We start from the raw sequence: 15,871 nt of genomic DNA on the forward strand, positions 1-15,871 counted from the left end.
TATTATAAGTTTACTATACCATAAATTTCATAAATTTACTACAATTACCCCTATTATACCGTTTTTATTGTATAATTTAAAATTATTTGCAAAAATATTTTTTCTATGGTATATTACATTATGTGCCACTTTAGCTCAGTAGGTAGAGCGCATCCATGGTAAGGATGAGGTCCTCAGTTCGATCCTGGGAAGTGGCTCCATTTTTTTGCCCATTTTTAATTTTAAAATTTTAAATTTTATAATTTTTACATTATTAAATAAATTTATTTCTTTTTTTGTTTATCCAATTTTAATAAAGAGACTTTTAAAAAATAAATTTATTTCATTTTTTATTAGTCTCTTTTTGAATTTTTATTACTAAAAAAATCAAGCCATAAATTTACAGCTTGATTTTTATTTTTTATTGATTTATTAAATTTAATTTTCTAAGCAAGGTCATAAAAGCTGATAAGAGGACTGCTACTACTGAAGCTAGTACCATACCTTGTAATTGAATTGAACCAAATTTTATTGATAGGCCTGATAATCCTGCTATAAATATTGTTGATGTTAGGATTAAATTTATTGATTTTGAATAGTCTACTTTTTGATCTACTAATAATCTTATACCGCTTGTTCCTATCATTCCATATAACAAGAAGGTTACTCCTCCTATTACATCTCCTGGTATTGTTTGAATTAAGGCTGCAAGTGGTCCAACAAAGGCCATTAATATTGATATAACTGCTGCAGCTCCTATTACTTGAACTGAATATACTCCTGTTATTGCCATAACTCCTATATTTTCTCCATAGGTTGTTGTTGGTACTCCTCCTACTAATCCTGAAAGGGCTGATGAAAAGTTGTCTGCAAATATTGACCTGTGTAGACCTGGATCTTCTAATAAATTTCTTCCTATAATATTACTTGTTACAACTTGGTGGGAGATGTGTTCGCTTGTTATTACTAATATTACTGGTAGCATTGATAAAATTGCTTCTATTGAAAATTTTGGTGCTGAAAAGTTTGGTAGGGTAAATAATTTTGCTTCTAAGACTGGTGTAAAATCTACCATTCCAAAAAATACTGAACAAATATATCCTACTACTATTGCTATTAGGATTGGAATTGTTGATAAAAATCCTTTGAATGATACTGAACCGATTATGGCTGTAAAAAGTGTAATTCCAAATATTATAAAATCTTTATAACTTGCTGTATCTGTCATCAAGTTTGCTCCGATTGAACCGCCTGTTACTGTATTTCCTGCAAGCTCAAATCCTATTAGGGCAACGACTGAACCCATAGCTGCTGGTGGCAATACTACATCTATCCATCCTATTCCAAATTTATAAATTATATATGCCAAAAAACATCCTAGAGTTCCGACCACAATAAAAGCACCTTGCGCATATTGAAATCCTTGACTTGCAATAATAGCTGTTCCTGGTGCTAAAAATGCAAATGATGATCCCAAATAAGCAGGTGCTTTCTTTTTGGTAATTAATATAAATAATAATGTTCCGATACCATTCATAAAAAGTACTATTCCTGGATTTATTTTAAATAAAATAGGGACCAAGACACTAGCTCCAAACATTGCGAATGTGTGTTGGATTGAAAGTGGTAACAATAATTTAAATGGTAACTTATCTTCTACGTGGTAAATTTTTTTAGAATTTTTCATAATGCCTCCTTGTTTACATCAAAAGATATATTAGCAAAAAATGTAAAAATTGTCAATTATTTTTGTAATTATTAATTTTGTCATTTTTAAAGATTTTAAGCAATATAAAAGACTCAGTATAAACTGAGCCTTACTTTTTATATGTATATATCTTATTCTGCTGGTGAGATTGCTTCTACTGGACATACAGCTGCACATGATCCACAATCGATGCAAGCATCTTCGTCGATTTCGTATGCTGCGTCTCCTTGTTCAATTGCTTGAACTGGACATTCACCTTCGCATGATCCACATGATATACATGTATTTTCATCTATTCTATAAGCCATAATTTTACCTCCTAATTTGTTATATTAATATTATAGTAGTTAAATTAACTAATGTCAAATGATAGTAAATCTCAATATTTTCTCATTTTTATCAATTATTTGTCAACTATTCTTCTTATATCCTTTGGGCAATAAGATTTTTCGATTTCTGTATCGTCTTCTTCTATTCTTACTCTAATTTTACATTTTTCTTTTACATAGTTGTTTTCTACAACAACGCCAATTCCATCTTCTGTTTGAATTTTTTCGCCTACTTTTGGCATTGATTTTTTTGCTATTTTATAGCTTTCATTTTCGTAAGATAGACAACACATTAGCCTTCCACACAAACCTGAAATTTTATTTGGATCTAGGGTTATATCTTGTTCTTTTGCCATTTTTATTGATAAGGGTTGAAAATCGCTCAAAAATCTTGCACAACAACATTTTTGTCCACAAATTCCTACGCTTGAAACCAATTTTGCATGGTCTCTTACTCCGATTTGTCTAAGTTCAATTCTATTTCTATAAATTGATGCAAGTTCTTTTACAAGTTTTCTAAAATCCACTCTATTATTTGATGAAAAATAAATGAGTAATTTTTTTCTATCGAAAGTAAATTCTGCTTCAATAGCATGAAGATTAAGTCCAAGATTGTCTGCCTTTTCTTGGCATATTTCTACAGCCTCCAAGGCATCTTTTCTATTTCTTTCTTCTTCAACTAGATCCTCTTTACTGGCTTTTCTAATAATTTCATTTAATTCACGGTCAAAATCGCTTTTATTTATTTCTTTAATTGGCGTTTTAACTATTCCCATTTCAAGACATGAATTAGAATCAACTATGACCATATCTCCAATATGTAAATCAAAATCTAGTGGATTAAAATAATATATTTTTCCTGCTTTTTTAAAGCTTATCCCTACTACTTTCAATATTTCTCCCCTCTCTATATATAAAAATAAGGAAATTTTCAACTGCCATGTCGAAATTTACATTATTTTTAAATCCTTTTGTTATTTGTTCGGCTTTTCTTATTATCCTATCAATAGAATCAAAAGGTAAATTTTCTATTTTTCTCAAGTAAAATAAAACTTTCTTGTTCTCTTTTGCATTATTCTTGTAATATTTTAATTTTATCAAATTATTGAAAAAATTTAAAATTTCTACAAATAATTCTTCCTTATAATCTTTTGCCTTTGAAAAGAAATCTTTATTTTTGTAATAAAAAGAAAAATTTCCAGAAATTATTTCACTCAATATATAGGATAGTTTTTCCCTATCTACAAATTCATTTTCTATTTGACTTTTAAAACTTATGATTTGACATCTTGATCTTATGGTTTTTAAAAGACTATAAGCATTATTAGTTGTAAAAATTAAAATTATATAATCTTTTGCCTCTTCTATGCTTTTTAAAAGGGCATTTGAACTTTCAATGCTCAAATTTTCGCTATCTTTAATTATATAAATTTTAATTTTACCATTACTAGGTCTTAGATACATATCTTTTATCAAAATTCTAATGGTCTTTATGCTTATATTTTTTTCCTTGTCATCTTTTTTTATTATTTCAAAATCAGGATTTTCTTCAAGCTTGGTACTTATACCAAAATTATTAAAAACGCTCTTAGAAAATTCCAATGCCTTATCTAGATTATAAGAAGAATTTTTTGATTCAAAGATATAGGCATTGGAAAGTTTATCATTTTTTATTTGATTTTCTAAAATTTCTATCATTTCAGATTCTTATATATTGGTCAACATCCAAAATAAATACAGTAGCTCCACCAACATTCACATCAACTGGTGCGCTTGTTGCCAAAAGTGGAGAATCTGCCGTCGGATTAATTACTGATGATTGAGTTGTTCTTTTTTTACAATTATCTTCAATAATTTGCTTTACTTCATCAAGATTTTCCTCTTCAATACCAATAAGAAGAGTAGTATTTCCTTCTCTCAAAAACCCACCTGTTGTTGCAAGCTTTGTTACCCTATATCTTTTGTCTGTCAAAGAATCCATCAAAAAATTTGCATCCGCATCTTGAACTATAGCTATTAAAAGTTTCATTTTTTCTCCTTTAAATATGTTTTTATAGTAGCCAAACAATTATCTACAACCGTATCTATACTTTTGTTAGCATCGATTGAAATAATTTCATCCTTAAACCTTTTGGATAATTCTATATAGCCATCATAAGTTTTTTTGTGAAAAGAATCATCTTCGTTTTCCAAACGATCAGAAATGAAATTTTTCCTTTTTCTATCAATGGCAGTTTTATAGTCAATATTCAAAAACAAAGTTAAATCCGCCCTAATTTCTCCGATGGCAAAATCATTAATATTTTTAACTTCGTCTACACCAAGACCTCTTCCAATTCCTTGATAAAGCATAGAACTAAGAACAAATCTATCACAAAGAATTATTGAACCTTTTTCCAACAAAGGTCTAAGCTTCTCACCTACCAATTGAGCCCTACTTGCTGCATACAACAAGGCCTCACACCTTGGATTCATTTCTATATTTTCATTATCCAAAATAATTTCTCTAATTTTTTCTGAAATATCAGTTCCACCAGGTTCCCTAAACTTATATATATCATACCCATCTTCCAAAAGCTTATTATAAACTTTTTCCAAGACAGTAGTTTTTCCAGAACCATCAGGACCTTCAAATACAATTAATAATCCATTCATAATATTATTATATCAAATACTTCAAACATTTAATAGTTTTATAAAACATTCCTTGATTAAAAAATTTTTATAAATTCAAAAACAAAATTCGTAAGAAAATTTCAAATTTTTTTAAAAAATTCTAATAGAAAAATTTAAAATCAAAAATAATTTTTTGCAAAAAAAAAAGACCAGTAAAGGTCTTTGTTTCTTAGACTTATTCTTCGTCTTCTTTTTCTTCAGTTTCATTAACAGTTGGTACATCAGCTGCAGATTCACCTTCGCCATCTTCATCAACAACAACTTCTTCTTGAGGTTCTTGAAGTGAACAAACAACTTCATCTTCTTCAAGTAGAATATTGATATTTTCATCTTTTGCAATATCAAAATCAGCTACTGTGAAAGAATCACCAATTTGCATATCAGTAACTTCCAATTCTGCATATTGTGGAATATACATTGGTAAACATTCAACTTCAACTGAATCAATATTTTGAACTAATACAGAAGGTTCAACCCTAATGTCATCTCTTCCATTTAAGTAAACTGGAACAGTTACTCTGATAGCTTCCTTAGCATTGATTGCTTGGAAATCTACATGGAAAAATTGAGATTTAAATGGGTGCATTTGATAATCTTTAATAAGTACTGGTACCTTTTCTCCATCAATATCTAAGTCAATAATTGTAGTTGTACCTGCTTGAGACAAAACTTTTTCAAAATCTCTAGAAGTAAATTGTACATTTATATTTTCTTTATCTTTAGCATATACAACACCTGGTACAATAGCTTGTTGTCTAAGTTTATTAACTTTATTTTTTCCGACAGCTTCTCTTTTTTCTGAATTTAAAACTATATCTGCCATTGCTTCCTCCTTATTTTCTAACTTTCATACTGATTAATTATACCTTATTTAAAAGCATTTGACAATAATAATCTAATTATTTAAAATTTCTCCTACAAAATAAAAAAAATGGGTATATTAATATAGAAACAATTATACATTTTAGGAGGTATAAATGACAGAAAGAAAGAAAAAATTCGGTGAAGAAGAAATCACAGTAATAGGCGAAGAACTAAAAGTTGGAGATAGCGCTCCAAACTTTAAGGCAATAAATAACGACTTGTCAGAATATGATTTTTATAAAGAAGAAGAAGGAAAAATAAAAATTATATCAGTAGTACCATCACTTGATACATCAGTTTGCGAAATACAAACAACAAAATTCAACAAGGCTGCTGCAGATATAAGCCCTGATGTTTCAATCGTAACAATATCAAACGACCTACCATTTGCCCAAGCAAGATTTTGCTCAGCAAAAGGAATAGATCAAGTAAAAACAGTATCAGATTACAATTTCTTAGATTTTGCAGACAAATACGCAACCCTAATCAAAGAATTAAAACTACAAAACAGAGCAGTTTTTGTTGTAGATAAAGAAAATAAATTAGTTCATGTTGAATATTTAGAACAAAACACAGAATTACCTGATTATAAAGCTGCATTAGAAGCTGCAAAAAAATTAGTATAAAAATAAAATCTTTAAAATCACAAAAATAGCTAGAGGAATCTAGCTATTTTTTATGTAAAATAAAAAAGCAAACTCAAATTTGAATTTGCCTTTAAAAATAAATTTACAATTATATAATTACAAAAAATTATTTTATACTCTTAATCTAAAAATTTAAAATAAAATTATGCATACCTACATTAAAATCATATGCAATTTATTTAATTAGAAAATTTTTTATAGTATTTAATAGTTGAAAATCTTCTTCTCATATAATTAAGAAATCTTTTAAAATTTTTGTCATTTTTATACCAAGTTGTAAAAACATAGCCTTTTTTTAACATTTTTAAAGCCAAGTCTTTATCTTTTCTATTAACATATTTTTTCAAAACTGATGGATCAACATACAACCATAATCCATTTTCATATTCATAATAGCATGGTTCATCTTTATTAAAAATTAAATCATCTACAAGATATTTAATAAAATTATTATTGGCTGCATTCATATAAAAACTTGACCTGCCTTGTCTTATATTTATTTCGAATACCTTATACTTTCCATCTCTCTTATCATATTTTAAATCAAAATTTGCATAACCTGTATAAGAAATTTCTTCCAAAAATTTCTTATATTGCTTATATATATTGTCATCTCCCATTGTTACCAAAGCATTATAATTTCCGATATTTAAAGGTAAGACTTCATCTAACAAACACTTTCCAAGGCTCATCATTTTTACTTGTGAACTTGTATTTACATAAGCATTTAAAACATACATATCAGAGCTATCTCCCGGAATAAAATCTTGTGCTATCATTTTTCCAGTATATCCAGCATTATAAATTTGATTTAAAGTTTTCACTAATTCTTCATTATTGTGAATTTTATAAGCTTTTTTCTTCCCCTCAAAATGAGTATTATAAAATTCAATTGAATCATTTGCCTTTAATGCTATAGGATAAGACAATTCTGATTCAATTTTTTTAATTGATTCATCTGTATTGTCATTTGTAATAACTGTGTCAGGATAATCTAGACCATATTTTTCGCAAATTTCATAAAAATCAATTTTATTTTCTAATTTCTCTTGCATATATTTATCAACGTAATTAAATAAATAATAGTCTTTTAATTTTTCTTTATTATTAACAAGTAAGGATGAATAACCATCAGAACAAGAAATCAGAATCAATTCATAATCTTTATATTTTTTCTTTAATTTTATCAGCTCTTCTACAAAAACATTATCATCTTCAAAATTTTCATTTGTATGTACTTCACATATTTTAGAATCTCTTGTATCCCTTAAATTTTTTATTCCCATACATATAGATTTTATTCCATAAAGCTCATGCGCACTTCTTGCAACACCATAAGCATTTAAATCTGTACCTAAAATTACTAATTTAAATTTTTTCATATACTTCGCCTTTTATTAAATTTTTGCCATTTTAAATCACTTTATAATTATACCATAAAGAAAAATAAATGCTTTTCAACTATATAAAAGACTTTCTAATAACGATAAGGTTGTAATAGAGCCTACTCCATTTTTACAAGTAACAATTTTTATATCTAAATCTTTTATATATTCATAATCAATATCGCCGTACATATTTCCATCTACAAAACTTACTCCTGCATCAATTATTATTTGTCCATTTCTAAAATAATCTTTATTATAATAATTTGCTTTTCCAATTGCAGATATAAATATATCACAATTCTTAATTTTTTCTTTTTGATTTTTTGTTTTTGAATTAAAGAGTGTTACTGAAGCTTTTTTATAATTTAAATACATAGCTAATGGTTTTCCAATAATATTAGTTGAATTAGCTATTATTATATCCTTTCCCTCCAAGTCTAAATTCATATAATTAATAAATTTTATAATAGACTTTACTGTTTGTGGTAAATTCTCAAATTTTTTACTCATTATTTTTCCTAAAGAATCATACTTAAAGCCATCTAAATCATTAAAAGGAATATTTTCTCTTAAATAATCTAGATCTGTCGACTCTAAGAGAGGTTGGAGAACTATAAAACCATCAATATTTTTTAAATTATTACAATAATTTATTATATCTAAATGATTATCTTCTTTACTAAATTCTTTATCAATATAATCAATATTAAATTCATTACATCTTCTTATAATTGCATTTTTATATTGATTTACAGCTAAATCATTATTTTGAGATATTATTAATAAGCTTTTCTTTTTATTGCAATATTTTATATTTTTTAATATATCATTTTTTATTTCATTTGACTTAATAATCTTCATAATTTAATCCTAAAAAAACACCCCTAAGGGTGTTTTTAATTTATTTAATTAAAATATTCTTCTTGCTCCTGCAAATACTCTTTGACTCCATGAATTATAGATATTTCCAATTTGAACTCCAACTCCTGGACTTACTGCATGAACATAATTACCATTATAATCAACAATCATTCCTACATGGTCTATAGATCCACTTTGATTAAAGAATACAAGATCTCCTGGTTGCAAATTATTGATACCTACTGAATATCCATTAGAGAATTGTGCAGCAGAATTTCTATTTAAATTAACTCCAATTTGTTTATAAGCATAATAAACTAAACCTGAACAATCAAATCCACTTGGAGATGCTCCTCCCCACACGTAAGGATAACCAACAAATTGTCTAGCAATATTTGCAGCAGCTTGCCCACTTGCTGAAGCTTGAGGTGTTTGAGTTGCGGTTTGTTGTCCAATTGCATTATTATTTGATTTATTATTTTCTACAACTTGTTGTGGTTTAGCAACTTCTTTGCTTGAAAGTAGATTTGCACTTATATATCCACTTCTTCCATTATAGTTTACTTTCAACCATCCATTAGCTAATTGTCCACTAACTTTATCTCCCATAGTATAAGAGCCTATTATACTGTATGATGTTGATGCACCTGATCTAACATTTAATGCAGCTGTATTTACCCAACCTGTATAAGCTTGAGATTGAACTGTATTTTCTTGTTTTGCTGGTGTATTATTTTCTTGTTTTTTCTCAACAACTGGCTTTTTAACTTCTGTATTTGATAAACAGTTTGCAGATATATAAGCAACTTGTCCATTATAACTAATTTTTAACCAACCATTTTGAAGTGTTCCTGAAACTTTATCTCCTGTTGACAATGATCCAATAATGCTAGAACTTGTTCCTGCTCCACTTCTTACATTTAATGCACTAACATTTACCCAGCCAGTATAACTTGTTGCTTGGCTAGCTTGTGCTTTTTTAGCTTCTTCAGCTTTTCTTGCTTCCTCAGCTTTTCTTGCTTCTTCAGCTTTTTTAGCTTCCTCAGCTTTTCTTGCCTCTTCTTGGGCTATTAAATCTTCTTGGTTAGTATCTTCTACAGCTTGATCAGATAAAAAGTCTAATTTTATGTATCCTTTATCAGTTTTTAACCAACCATCTTCAACTTGTCCACTTACTTTAGTATTTTTATTTAATACGTCTATTACGTTATTTTCTTGATCATTTTTTGAAGATCTAACATTTAATGATTCTACAGCTACAAACTTTTCAACTACAGGGCTTTGTTCTAAAGCTTGTTCAACTGTATTTTGATTTTTATTTTGATCTTCTTCTTTATTTTCTTGAATTTTTTCATCTACAGCTTTAACTATAGCATCTTCACTTGATGATTCAAAAAGTGTAGGATCAGCCAAATTTCTTGTTTTAGATAATTTTGCATCTTTTTTTGTATCTGTTTTTTCTGCAAATTTAGTATTTTTAACTTCGTTAGAATAATCTTTTTTTACAGAATTAACTTTGGATGCATATTCTTTTTCAATATAAGATACATTATTTTCTAATACCTTTTTTGATTGATCTTCTTTATCTAAATTATTAATCGTAGAAGCATAAGCAGAAGCACCTATTGTAACTGCGGCTAACACTCCTATTGTCGATCCTATATTTTTCTTACTCATTGTTTCCTCCGTTTAAAATTTGTTTTTTTATCTGTTATGAAATCTAGAATTATAATATAACTTTTTAACAAAATAGTCAATAAGAAGTTACAAAAAAATTACACTTTTTGACATATTTTTTATGTTTATTTGTGAAAACACTTGTACAAACCCAATTTATTTAAAATATTTGAAAAATTATTTTTATTTCGTAACTTTTTCTATATTTTTTTCTTATTTGTTACAATTTATTTTTAAATTTTCCAATAAAAAAACTACCCTTTTATATTAGGATAGTTAAATTTAATAAAAATAGAGTAAATCTATAAGCCGTGTTCTGTTAAAAATAATCATCTATCTAGGCTAATTGTCACCAATTAGCTCAAGCGAACTACCATACTGGACTGTTTCGAGTAGAAATCCTAATGTCCCTTTTGTTCTTGCACCGGATGGGGTTTACACAGCATAATTATCACTAATTATCTGGTGAGCTCTTACCTCACCGTTCCACCCTTACCAAAAATTTTTGGCGGTATACTTTCTTTTGCACTTGCCTGAAGGTCACCCTTACTAGACGTTATCTAGCATCCTTACTCTGTGGTGCACGGACTTTCCTCGTCATTGACGCGATTATTCAATTTACTCCGTTATTTATTTTATCATAATTTTTTTATTTGTAAAGATTATATAAATTCTCTATATGAATCTTTTTTTGCGCATGCGTATATTCCTGTTGCAAAATTTTTTTCTAATAAATCTTTTATCATATAAATAATATGATTTTCGCTTGCGAAATGTCCTGGATCGACTATATTTATTTTTTTACAATTATCTATAGCCTCATGATATTTTACATCACTTGTTACAATAAGATCGCAATTTTTATCAATTGCATCATTTATAAAATCACTGCCAGCTCCTCCACAAAGAGCAACTTTTTCTATTTTTTTATCCTTATCTCCATAAAGTATAAGTCCTTTACAATTTAATTTTTCTTTTATATATTTTGAAAAATCATAAGCTGTTATTTCATCTGTATATCCAAATCTTGCCATAGGATTTTCATTATTTGTATCTAAATTTGAAATATCTCTAAGCTCTAAAAGTTTTGCTAAATTATCATTTACTCCGCCTTTACCTATATCAAGATTGGTATGCATGGCAAAAACTGTAATATCATTTTTAATTAAATCTTTAATTATCTTTCCCTTTTCTTCGTTTAAGTCTATTGATTTAATTGAAGAAAATAAAAATGGATGATGATTTATAATCAAATTACAAGATTTCTCTTTTGCTTTTTGTATTGTTTGTTCATCAAGATCCAAAGAAATCATTATGTTTGTTAGGTCATTTTCTATATTTCCAATTTGAAGTCCAGAATTGTCCCAATCTTCTTGTAGTGAAAGTGGAAATCTTTCTTCCAAAAATTTAATTACATCTTTTATTTTCATAATTTTTAACCTCTTCTATAGCTTTTAATCTTTCTTCAATAAGGTCTAATCCTTGTTTATTTTCTGAAAATTTTTCTATATTTTCTTTAAATTTTATATTTTTCTTATAAATTTGATCAAGTCTTTTTTTTAATAATGGATTGATATCTTGGTAGATAAATTTACCAAAATAAATTTCTCCCAAAGAAAGTTTTCTATCTTTTCCATTCTTAAATCTAATTATATCGTAATGTTTTCTACCATCTTTAATAAGAAAATCCTTATCAATAAAAAAATTATTTTCATTTAAAAATTTTCTTAATTTTTCATTTCCTATATTTCCTTCACCAATTACATAATCAAGTTTTCTTATCTTTTCTATATTATTAGAAATAATTTCAATTATAGTAACTGCACCCATTCCTGCAATTATGGCTATTTGATTGTCTTTTATTTCTATATCATTTAGTCCGTCACAAACTTTTGTTTTTATTATTTTTTTTAAATTATCATCTAGCTTTTCTTCTAGTTTTTGAAGGCTTTTTTTTGAAATGTCTGTTGCAAGAATTTCTTTTGATATTTCATTTTTTGCTAAATATAAAGGGACTAATCCATGATCAGTCCCAATATCAATTACTTTTTTACCTTCATCAACTAGCTTTGCTATTTTTTCTAGTCGTTTAGTAATTTTCATTTATAAAAAGTCTTTCAATAATTCACTCTTATTAGGCGATTTTAATTTTCTTAGCGCCTTTGCTTCTATTTGTCTAATTCTCTCGCGTGTAACATCAAATTCTTTGCCAACTTCTTCTAATGTTCTTGGAGTTCCATCTATAAGTCCAAATCTTAATTGTAAAACTCTTTTTTCTCTTGCTCCAAGACAAGATAAGACATCATTTAGTTGATCTCTAAGCATTGAATAATTTGCTGCATCATCAGGATTTATAGCTGTATCATCTTCTATAAAATCTCCCAAATGGCTGTCTTCTTCTTCGCCTATTGGCGTTTCCAAACTAACAGGTTCTTGGGCAATTTTTCTTATCTCTTGAACTTTTTCAACTTCAATTCCCATTTGCTCAGCAATTTCTTCGTTTGATGGATCACGACCTAAATCTTGAACTAATTGTCTTTGAATTCTAACTAATTTATTTATTGTTTCAACCATGTGAACAGGAATTCTAATTGTTCTAGCTTGGTCGGCAATAGCACGAGTTATAGCTTGTCTTATCCACCAAGTTGCATAAGTGGAAAATTTAAATCCTCTGTTGTAATCATACTTATCAACTGCTTTCATAAGTCCCATATTTCCTTCTTGAATCAAATCCAAAAAGCTCATTCCACGACCTACATATTTTTTTGCAATTGATACAACAAGCCTTAAATTTGTCTCTGCTAATTTTTGTTTTGCCCTATTTGCATCAAATATTGCCCTATTCAATCTTTTTACATCGTCTGCATCAAATCCTTGATCTTCAAAAATTTTCTTGCACAGATTTTTGGTTTTTGTAAATCTTTCCAAATCTTTTATACTTGATTCTGAAAGCGGCTTATATTCATAAACTTGCCTGGCTTTGTTTGAAAAATTTATTAAATCGTTAATTATCAGCCTATCATTGGTTTTTAAAATTTCATTTTCAGCTCCCTTTTTGTAAAGGTCTGAAAAAGCTAAATAAATTAGTGAAACTATATCGTCAGATTCTTTTGTTGCAACTAATTTTCCAAAATTATCAAATAAATCACACAAAATATTTGCTTCTTTTTCGCTTAATTCTTTGTCTGCTATAGATTTTTGTGCAATATTGCAAATTAGTATTTTAGATTTTATGGCTTCCAATTGCTCATCTGTTAATTCTTGGTTTAACATATTTTCAAACTGATTTCCAATTTCAATCAATGACTCAAGATTTGTTTTTGTTTCATCATCTAATTCTTTATTTTCTAAAATTGATTGATTTGCACCAAGTATAGTTAATGAAAGATCTCCATAAAATATATCTAAAGCAAGTTTTACTTTATTTTGTTTGGTAAGTTTTTTGCCACTTTTACTCCTGAAAGCAATATCTCCTAGCTCCATTTTTTTCGCCAAAAATATTTCTTCGTGAGCATCTAATAGCTTAACTTTTCCAATTTCTTTTAAATACATTTTTACAGGGTCATCCAACTTTATACCAGTGATAGCTTCATCTTGCATAAACTTTTTTTCTAACTTTTGCTTATTAGAAACTTTTTTCATGTGATCTTCAAGTTTTTCATCTGAAAAATCTTCATCGTCATCATTATCAAGATCTTCTCTGATTTCTTCGTCATCTTCATCTTCGTCCAAAACAGTTCTTTGTTCTTCAACAATCTCTATTCCATTGGATATAATTTGGCCTATAACATATTTTTTGCTTTCATCTTCCATTTCTTTAAAGGTCTCAAAAGTGTAAACTTGTTTGTAAGTTACAACCCCATCTTGAGATTCACTAATAGATTTAAATTCATCTATTATTTCCCTTAGAAGATCATCTTCTAGCATCTTTTCGTTATCACTAGTCATAAGTCTCCCCTCCAGCTTTGAAGTGATTAGTCTCTATTTCTTAACTTTTTTAAAAGTTTTTTTCTATTTTCTAAATTTATTTTTTCTATTAATTCTTTTCCTACAATCTTATTGGACTTATCTTTGATGTAATCTATAATAAATTGGTAGTCATTCGAAAAATTTTCGCTTATCTTATCAAAACCATTTTTGTCAATATATTCTTTTATTTCAAGCAATTTTTCATCCACTATTACTTGATCAAAAAACTCTTTATTTTCATCATACTCATCTTTTTGATTAAGATATAATCTTAATGCTTCAAGCTCATTTGTGGAAACAGAATATTTTTTTCTTTCAATAATTGTGTTTTGATTGGCGTTAAAATTTTTAAAATCATTTTTATTATAAAAACTATCTTTATTTTGATTTTTGTAAGTCTTTTTGTAGTTATCATTATACTTTAAGACAGATTCTTTTAAAGTAGATTTATCTATATCAAAAAGTTTGCTTACATTATTTATGAAAATTTCTCTAGTAAGATCTGATTTTATTGAAGATAAAAATTCTATAAATAAATTTAATTTTTCAAATTTTTCATTGTCCTTACTATCTGCATATAAGTCGAGAATTTTATTATACTTGTAATTGTAAACATCACTAGCCTCATCCATTTTTTTAATAAAAGCATCTCTGCCATATTTTTTTACAAAATCATCTGGATCAAGACCTTTTTCAAGGCTAATTATATTAGGTTTTATTCCTTCATCTAATAAAATTTCAATTGCCCTATCTGTAGCTTTTATTCCAGCATTATCTTCGTCGTAGCAAATATAAACATTTTTCGCATATCTTTTTAAAAGTTTTGCCTGATCATTTGTAAGAGATGTCCCAAGACTTGCAACAGCTTGGTCAATGCCTTGATTATTTAAACCAATTACATCCATATATCCTTCAACCAAGATAATATCTTTATTAGATTGTTTTTTGAAAATATTTAAACCATAGAGGTTGTATCTTTTTTTAAAAACTTGGCTTTCTGGTGAATTTAAATATTTTGGCATAGTAGAATCAATACTTCTTCCACCAAATCCAATAACTTTTCCATAGTGATTTATAATTGGAAAAATCAATCTATTTCTGTACTTATCATAATATTTTCCATTTTGAGATTTTTTAATTAAACCCAAATTTTCAATATCATCCAAAAGATAATCTTTATTTTTTACATAATTTAATAAATCATCCCAAGAATTTTTTGCAAAACCCAGCATAAAAGTATTTACAATATTTGATCTAAATCCTCTGTTTTTTAAATAAATTTGTCCCGCCTTATCAGTCAACAAATTTTTGTAAAAATACATCATTATATCTTTATTAATATCGTAATATCTATTTAAAATTTTATTTTCTTTAGAAGATTTTGTATCATCAAGTTTTATACCAGCTTTTTTAGCCAAATATTTCATAGAATCAATATAGGAAAGTCCTTCTTTGTGCATAATAAAAGAAACAACATCTCCACCTTCGCCACAACCGAAGCAATGAAATAATTGTTTCCTGTCATCAACTGTAAAGGATGGTGTCTTTTCGTTGTGAAAAGGACACAAACCCTTATAAGAGTTTCCAGATTTTTTTAAATCTACATAATCTCCAATAATTGCTACAATATCTGAATTTTCTAAAATTTCATTTTTCTTTTCATCAGATATAAACACCATTAAACCACCCCTTGATATAAAAGCTATTATACTTTTGTAATTTTTTTATTCAATAAATTAAAATAAAATAAAAAATAAGAATCCTAGATAAATT

The 15,871-nt window shown here is 27.4% G+C and carries 15 protein-coding genes, 1 tRNA gene and 1 other RNA gene; 2 read left to right on the plus strand and 15 right to left on the minus strand.

The genetic code is table 11. The features are described 5' to 3' along the window. Positions 1–124 precede the first annotated feature (124 nt). Positions 125–200, plus strand: a tRNA-Thr gene (locus HMPREF0078_RS04515). A 200-nt stretch (positions 201–400) separates the two neighbouring features. Here the strand turns inward: HMPREF0078_RS04515 and uraA are convergent. The 7 genes from uraA to HMPREF0078_RS04550 form a co-directional block, all read right to left on the minus strand. Further along, a complete protein-coding gene (uraA, locus tag HMPREF0078_RS04520) occupies positions 401–1,666 on the minus strand; it encodes a uracil permease (protein WP_004838949.1) in 1,266 nt (421 codons plus the stop codon). A gap of 152 nt (positions 1,667–1,818) precedes the next feature. Then, complete coding sequence (locus tag HMPREF0078_RS04525) at positions 1,819–1,995, minus strand: indolepyruvate ferredoxin oxidoreductase subunit alpha (protein ID WP_004813856.1); 177 nt, start codon at positions 1,993–1,995, stop codon at positions 1,819–1,821. A 95-nt stretch (positions 1,996–2,090) separates the two neighbouring features. After that, positions 2,091–2,909 (minus strand): PSP1 domain-containing protein, encoded by an 819-nt coding sequence (locus HMPREF0078_RS04530; RefSeq protein ID WP_004838950.1) that lies wholly within the window; start codon positions 2,907–2,909, stop codon positions 2,091–2,093. Beyond that, positions 2,884–3,714, minus strand: a complete 831-nt coding sequence (locus HMPREF0078_RS04535) for a hypothetical protein (RefSeq protein ID WP_004838951.1) — start codon at positions 3,712–3,714, stop codon at positions 2,884–2,886. The genes HMPREF0078_RS04530 and HMPREF0078_RS04535 overlap by 26 nt, the downstream gene beginning before the upstream one ends. Before the next feature lies 1 nt (position 3,715). Continuing rightward, on the minus strand, positions 3,716–4,045 hold the full coding sequence (locus HMPREF0078_RS04540; RefSeq protein ID WP_004838952.1) for a cyclic-di-AMP receptor: 330 nt from the start codon (positions 4,043–4,045) through the stop codon (positions 3,716–3,718). Continuing rightward, the gene (gene tmk, locus HMPREF0078_RS04545) at positions 4,042–4,671 is read right to left on the minus strand and encodes a dTMP kinase (protein WP_004838953.1); all 630 of its coding nucleotides are present in this window, start codon (positions 4,669–4,671) and stop codon (positions 4,042–4,044) included. The genes HMPREF0078_RS04540 and tmk overlap by 4 nt, the downstream gene beginning before the upstream one ends. A 196-nt stretch (positions 4,672–4,867) precedes the next feature. Then, on the minus strand, positions 4,868–5,515 hold the full coding sequence (locus HMPREF0078_RS04550) for a 50S ribosomal protein L25 (RefSeq protein WP_004838954.1): 648 nt from the start codon (positions 5,513–5,515) through the stop codon (positions 4,868–4,870). 154 nt (positions 5,516–5,669) lie between these two features. Here HMPREF0078_RS04550 and tpx point away from each other — a divergent pair, with 154 nt between their 5' ends. After that, positions 5,670–6,182, plus strand: a complete 513-nt coding sequence (tpx, locus tag HMPREF0078_RS04555) for a thiol peroxidase (RefSeq protein ID WP_004838955.1) — start codon at positions 5,670–5,672, stop codon at positions 6,180–6,182. Positions 6,183–6,382: 200 nt separating this feature from the next. Here tpx and HMPREF0078_RS04560 read toward each other — a convergent pair whose 3' ends face one another. The 8 genes from HMPREF0078_RS04560 to dnaG all read right to left on the minus strand — a co-directional run bounded on the left by HMPREF0078_RS04560 (position 6,383) and on the right by dnaG (position 15,777). Continuing rightward, positions 6,383–7,585, minus strand: a complete 1,203-nt coding sequence (locus tag HMPREF0078_RS04560) for a carboxylate--amine ligase (RefSeq protein WP_004838956.1) — start codon at positions 7,583–7,585, stop codon at positions 6,383–6,385. A 75-nt stretch (positions 7,586–7,660) separates the two neighbouring features. Next, positions 7,661–8,452 carry a bifunctional 5,10-methylenetetrahydrofolate dehydrogenase/5,10-methenyltetrahydrofolate cyclohydrolase gene (locus tag HMPREF0078_RS04565; RefSeq protein ID WP_004838957.1) on the minus strand — a complete coding sequence of 264 codons (792 nt, stop codon included), beginning with the start codon at positions 8,450–8,452 and terminating at the stop codon, positions 7,661–7,663. 48 nt (positions 8,453–8,500) lie between these two features. Then, entirely contained in the window at positions 8,501–10,129 is a 1,629-nt protein-coding gene (locus HMPREF0078_RS04570) for a C40 family peptidase (RefSeq protein ID WP_004838958.1), read from the minus strand. A 289-nt stretch (positions 10,130–10,418) separates the two neighbouring features. Next, positions 10,419–10,754, minus strand: an RNA gene (gene rnpB, locus HMPREF0078_RS08895) — RNase P RNA component class A. Between the two features lie 37 nt (positions 10,755–10,791). After that, on the minus strand, positions 10,792–11,559 hold the full coding sequence (locus HMPREF0078_RS04575) for a Nif3-like dinuclear metal center hexameric protein (protein WP_004838959.1): 768 nt from the start codon (positions 11,557–11,559) through the stop codon (positions 10,792–10,794). Beyond that, on the minus strand, positions 11,537–12,232 hold the full coding sequence (locus tag HMPREF0078_RS04580; RefSeq protein WP_004838960.1) for a tRNA (adenine(22)-N(1))-methyltransferase: 696 nt from the start codon (positions 12,230–12,232) through the stop codon (positions 11,537–11,539). The genes HMPREF0078_RS04575 and HMPREF0078_RS04580 overlap by 23 nt, the downstream gene beginning before the upstream one ends. After that, positions 12,233–14,077 carry an RNA polymerase sigma factor RpoD gene (gene rpoD / locus HMPREF0078_RS04585; RefSeq protein ID WP_004838961.1) on the minus strand — a complete coding sequence of 615 codons (1,845 nt, stop codon included), beginning with the start codon at positions 14,075–14,077 and terminating at the stop codon, positions 12,233–12,235. A 26-nt stretch (positions 14,078–14,103) separates the two neighbouring features. Then, complete coding sequence (gene dnaG / locus HMPREF0078_RS04590; protein ID WP_004838962.1) at positions 14,104–15,777, minus strand: DNA primase; 1,674 nt, start codon at positions 15,775–15,777, stop codon at positions 14,104–14,106. Positions 15,778–15,871 lie beyond the last annotated feature (94 nt).

Source organism: Anaerococcus vaginalis ATCC 51170 (assembly GCF_000163295.1).
Lineage (GTDB): Bacteria > Bacillota > Clostridia > Tissierellales > Peptoniphilaceae > Anaerococcus > Anaerococcus vaginalis.

What these genes read in the sequence shown, in the direction of transcription:
- uraA (WP_004838949.1), bottom strand. Translation starts at nt 1,666, where the DNA reads ATGAAAAATTCTAAAAAAATTTACCACGTAGAAGATAAGTTACCATTT.
- HMPREF0078_RS04525 (WP_004813856.1), bottom strand. Translation starts at nt 1,995, where the DNA reads ATGGCTTATAGAATAGATGAAAATACATGTATATCATGTGGATCATGC.
- HMPREF0078_RS04535 (WP_004838951.1), bottom strand. Translation starts at nt 3,714, where the DNA reads ATGATAGAAATTTTAGAAAATCAAATAAAAAATGATAAACTTTCCAAT.
- HMPREF0078_RS04540 (WP_004838952.1), bottom strand. Translation starts at nt 4,045, where the DNA reads ATGAAACTTTTAATAGCTATAGTTCAAGATGCGGATGCAAATTTTTTG.
- tmk (WP_004838953.1), bottom strand. Translation starts at nt 4,671, where the DNA reads ATGAATGGATTATTAATTGTATTTGAAGGTCCTGATGGTTCTGGAAAA.
- HMPREF0078_RS04550 (WP_004838954.1), bottom strand. Translation starts at nt 5,515, where the DNA reads ATGGCAGATATAGTTTTAAATTCAGAAAAAAGAGAAGCTGTCGGAAAA.
- tpx (WP_004838955.1), top strand. Translation starts at nt 5,670, where the DNA reads ATGACAGAAAGAAAGAAAAAATTCGGTGAAGAAGAAATCACAGTAATA.
- HMPREF0078_RS04560 (WP_004838956.1), bottom strand. Translation starts at nt 7,585, where the DNA reads ATGAAAAAATTTAAATTAGTAATTTTAGGTACAGATTTAAATGCTTAT.
- HMPREF0078_RS04565 (WP_004838957.1), bottom strand. Translation starts at nt 8,452, where the DNA reads ATGAAGATTATTAAGTCAAATGAAATAAAAAATGATATATTAAAAAAT.
- HMPREF0078_RS04570 (WP_004838958.1), bottom strand. Translation starts at nt 10,129, where the DNA reads ATGAGTAAGAAAAATATAGGATCGACAATAGGAGTGTTAGCCGCAGTT.
- HMPREF0078_RS04575 (WP_004838959.1), bottom strand. Translation starts at nt 11,559, where the DNA reads ATGAAAATAAAAGATGTAATTAAATTTTTGGAAGAAAGATTTCCACTT.
- HMPREF0078_RS04580 (WP_004838960.1), bottom strand. Translation starts at nt 12,232, where the DNA reads ATGAAAATTACTAAACGACTAGAAAAAATAGCAAAGCTAGTTGATGAA.
- rpoD (WP_004838961.1), bottom strand. Translation starts at nt 14,077, where the DNA reads ATGACTAGTGATAACGAAAAGATGCTAGAAGATGATCTTCTAAGGGAA.
- dnaG (WP_004838962.1), bottom strand. Translation starts at nt 15,777, where the DNA reads ATGGTGTTTATATCTGATGAAAAGAAAAATGAAATTTTAGAAAATTCA.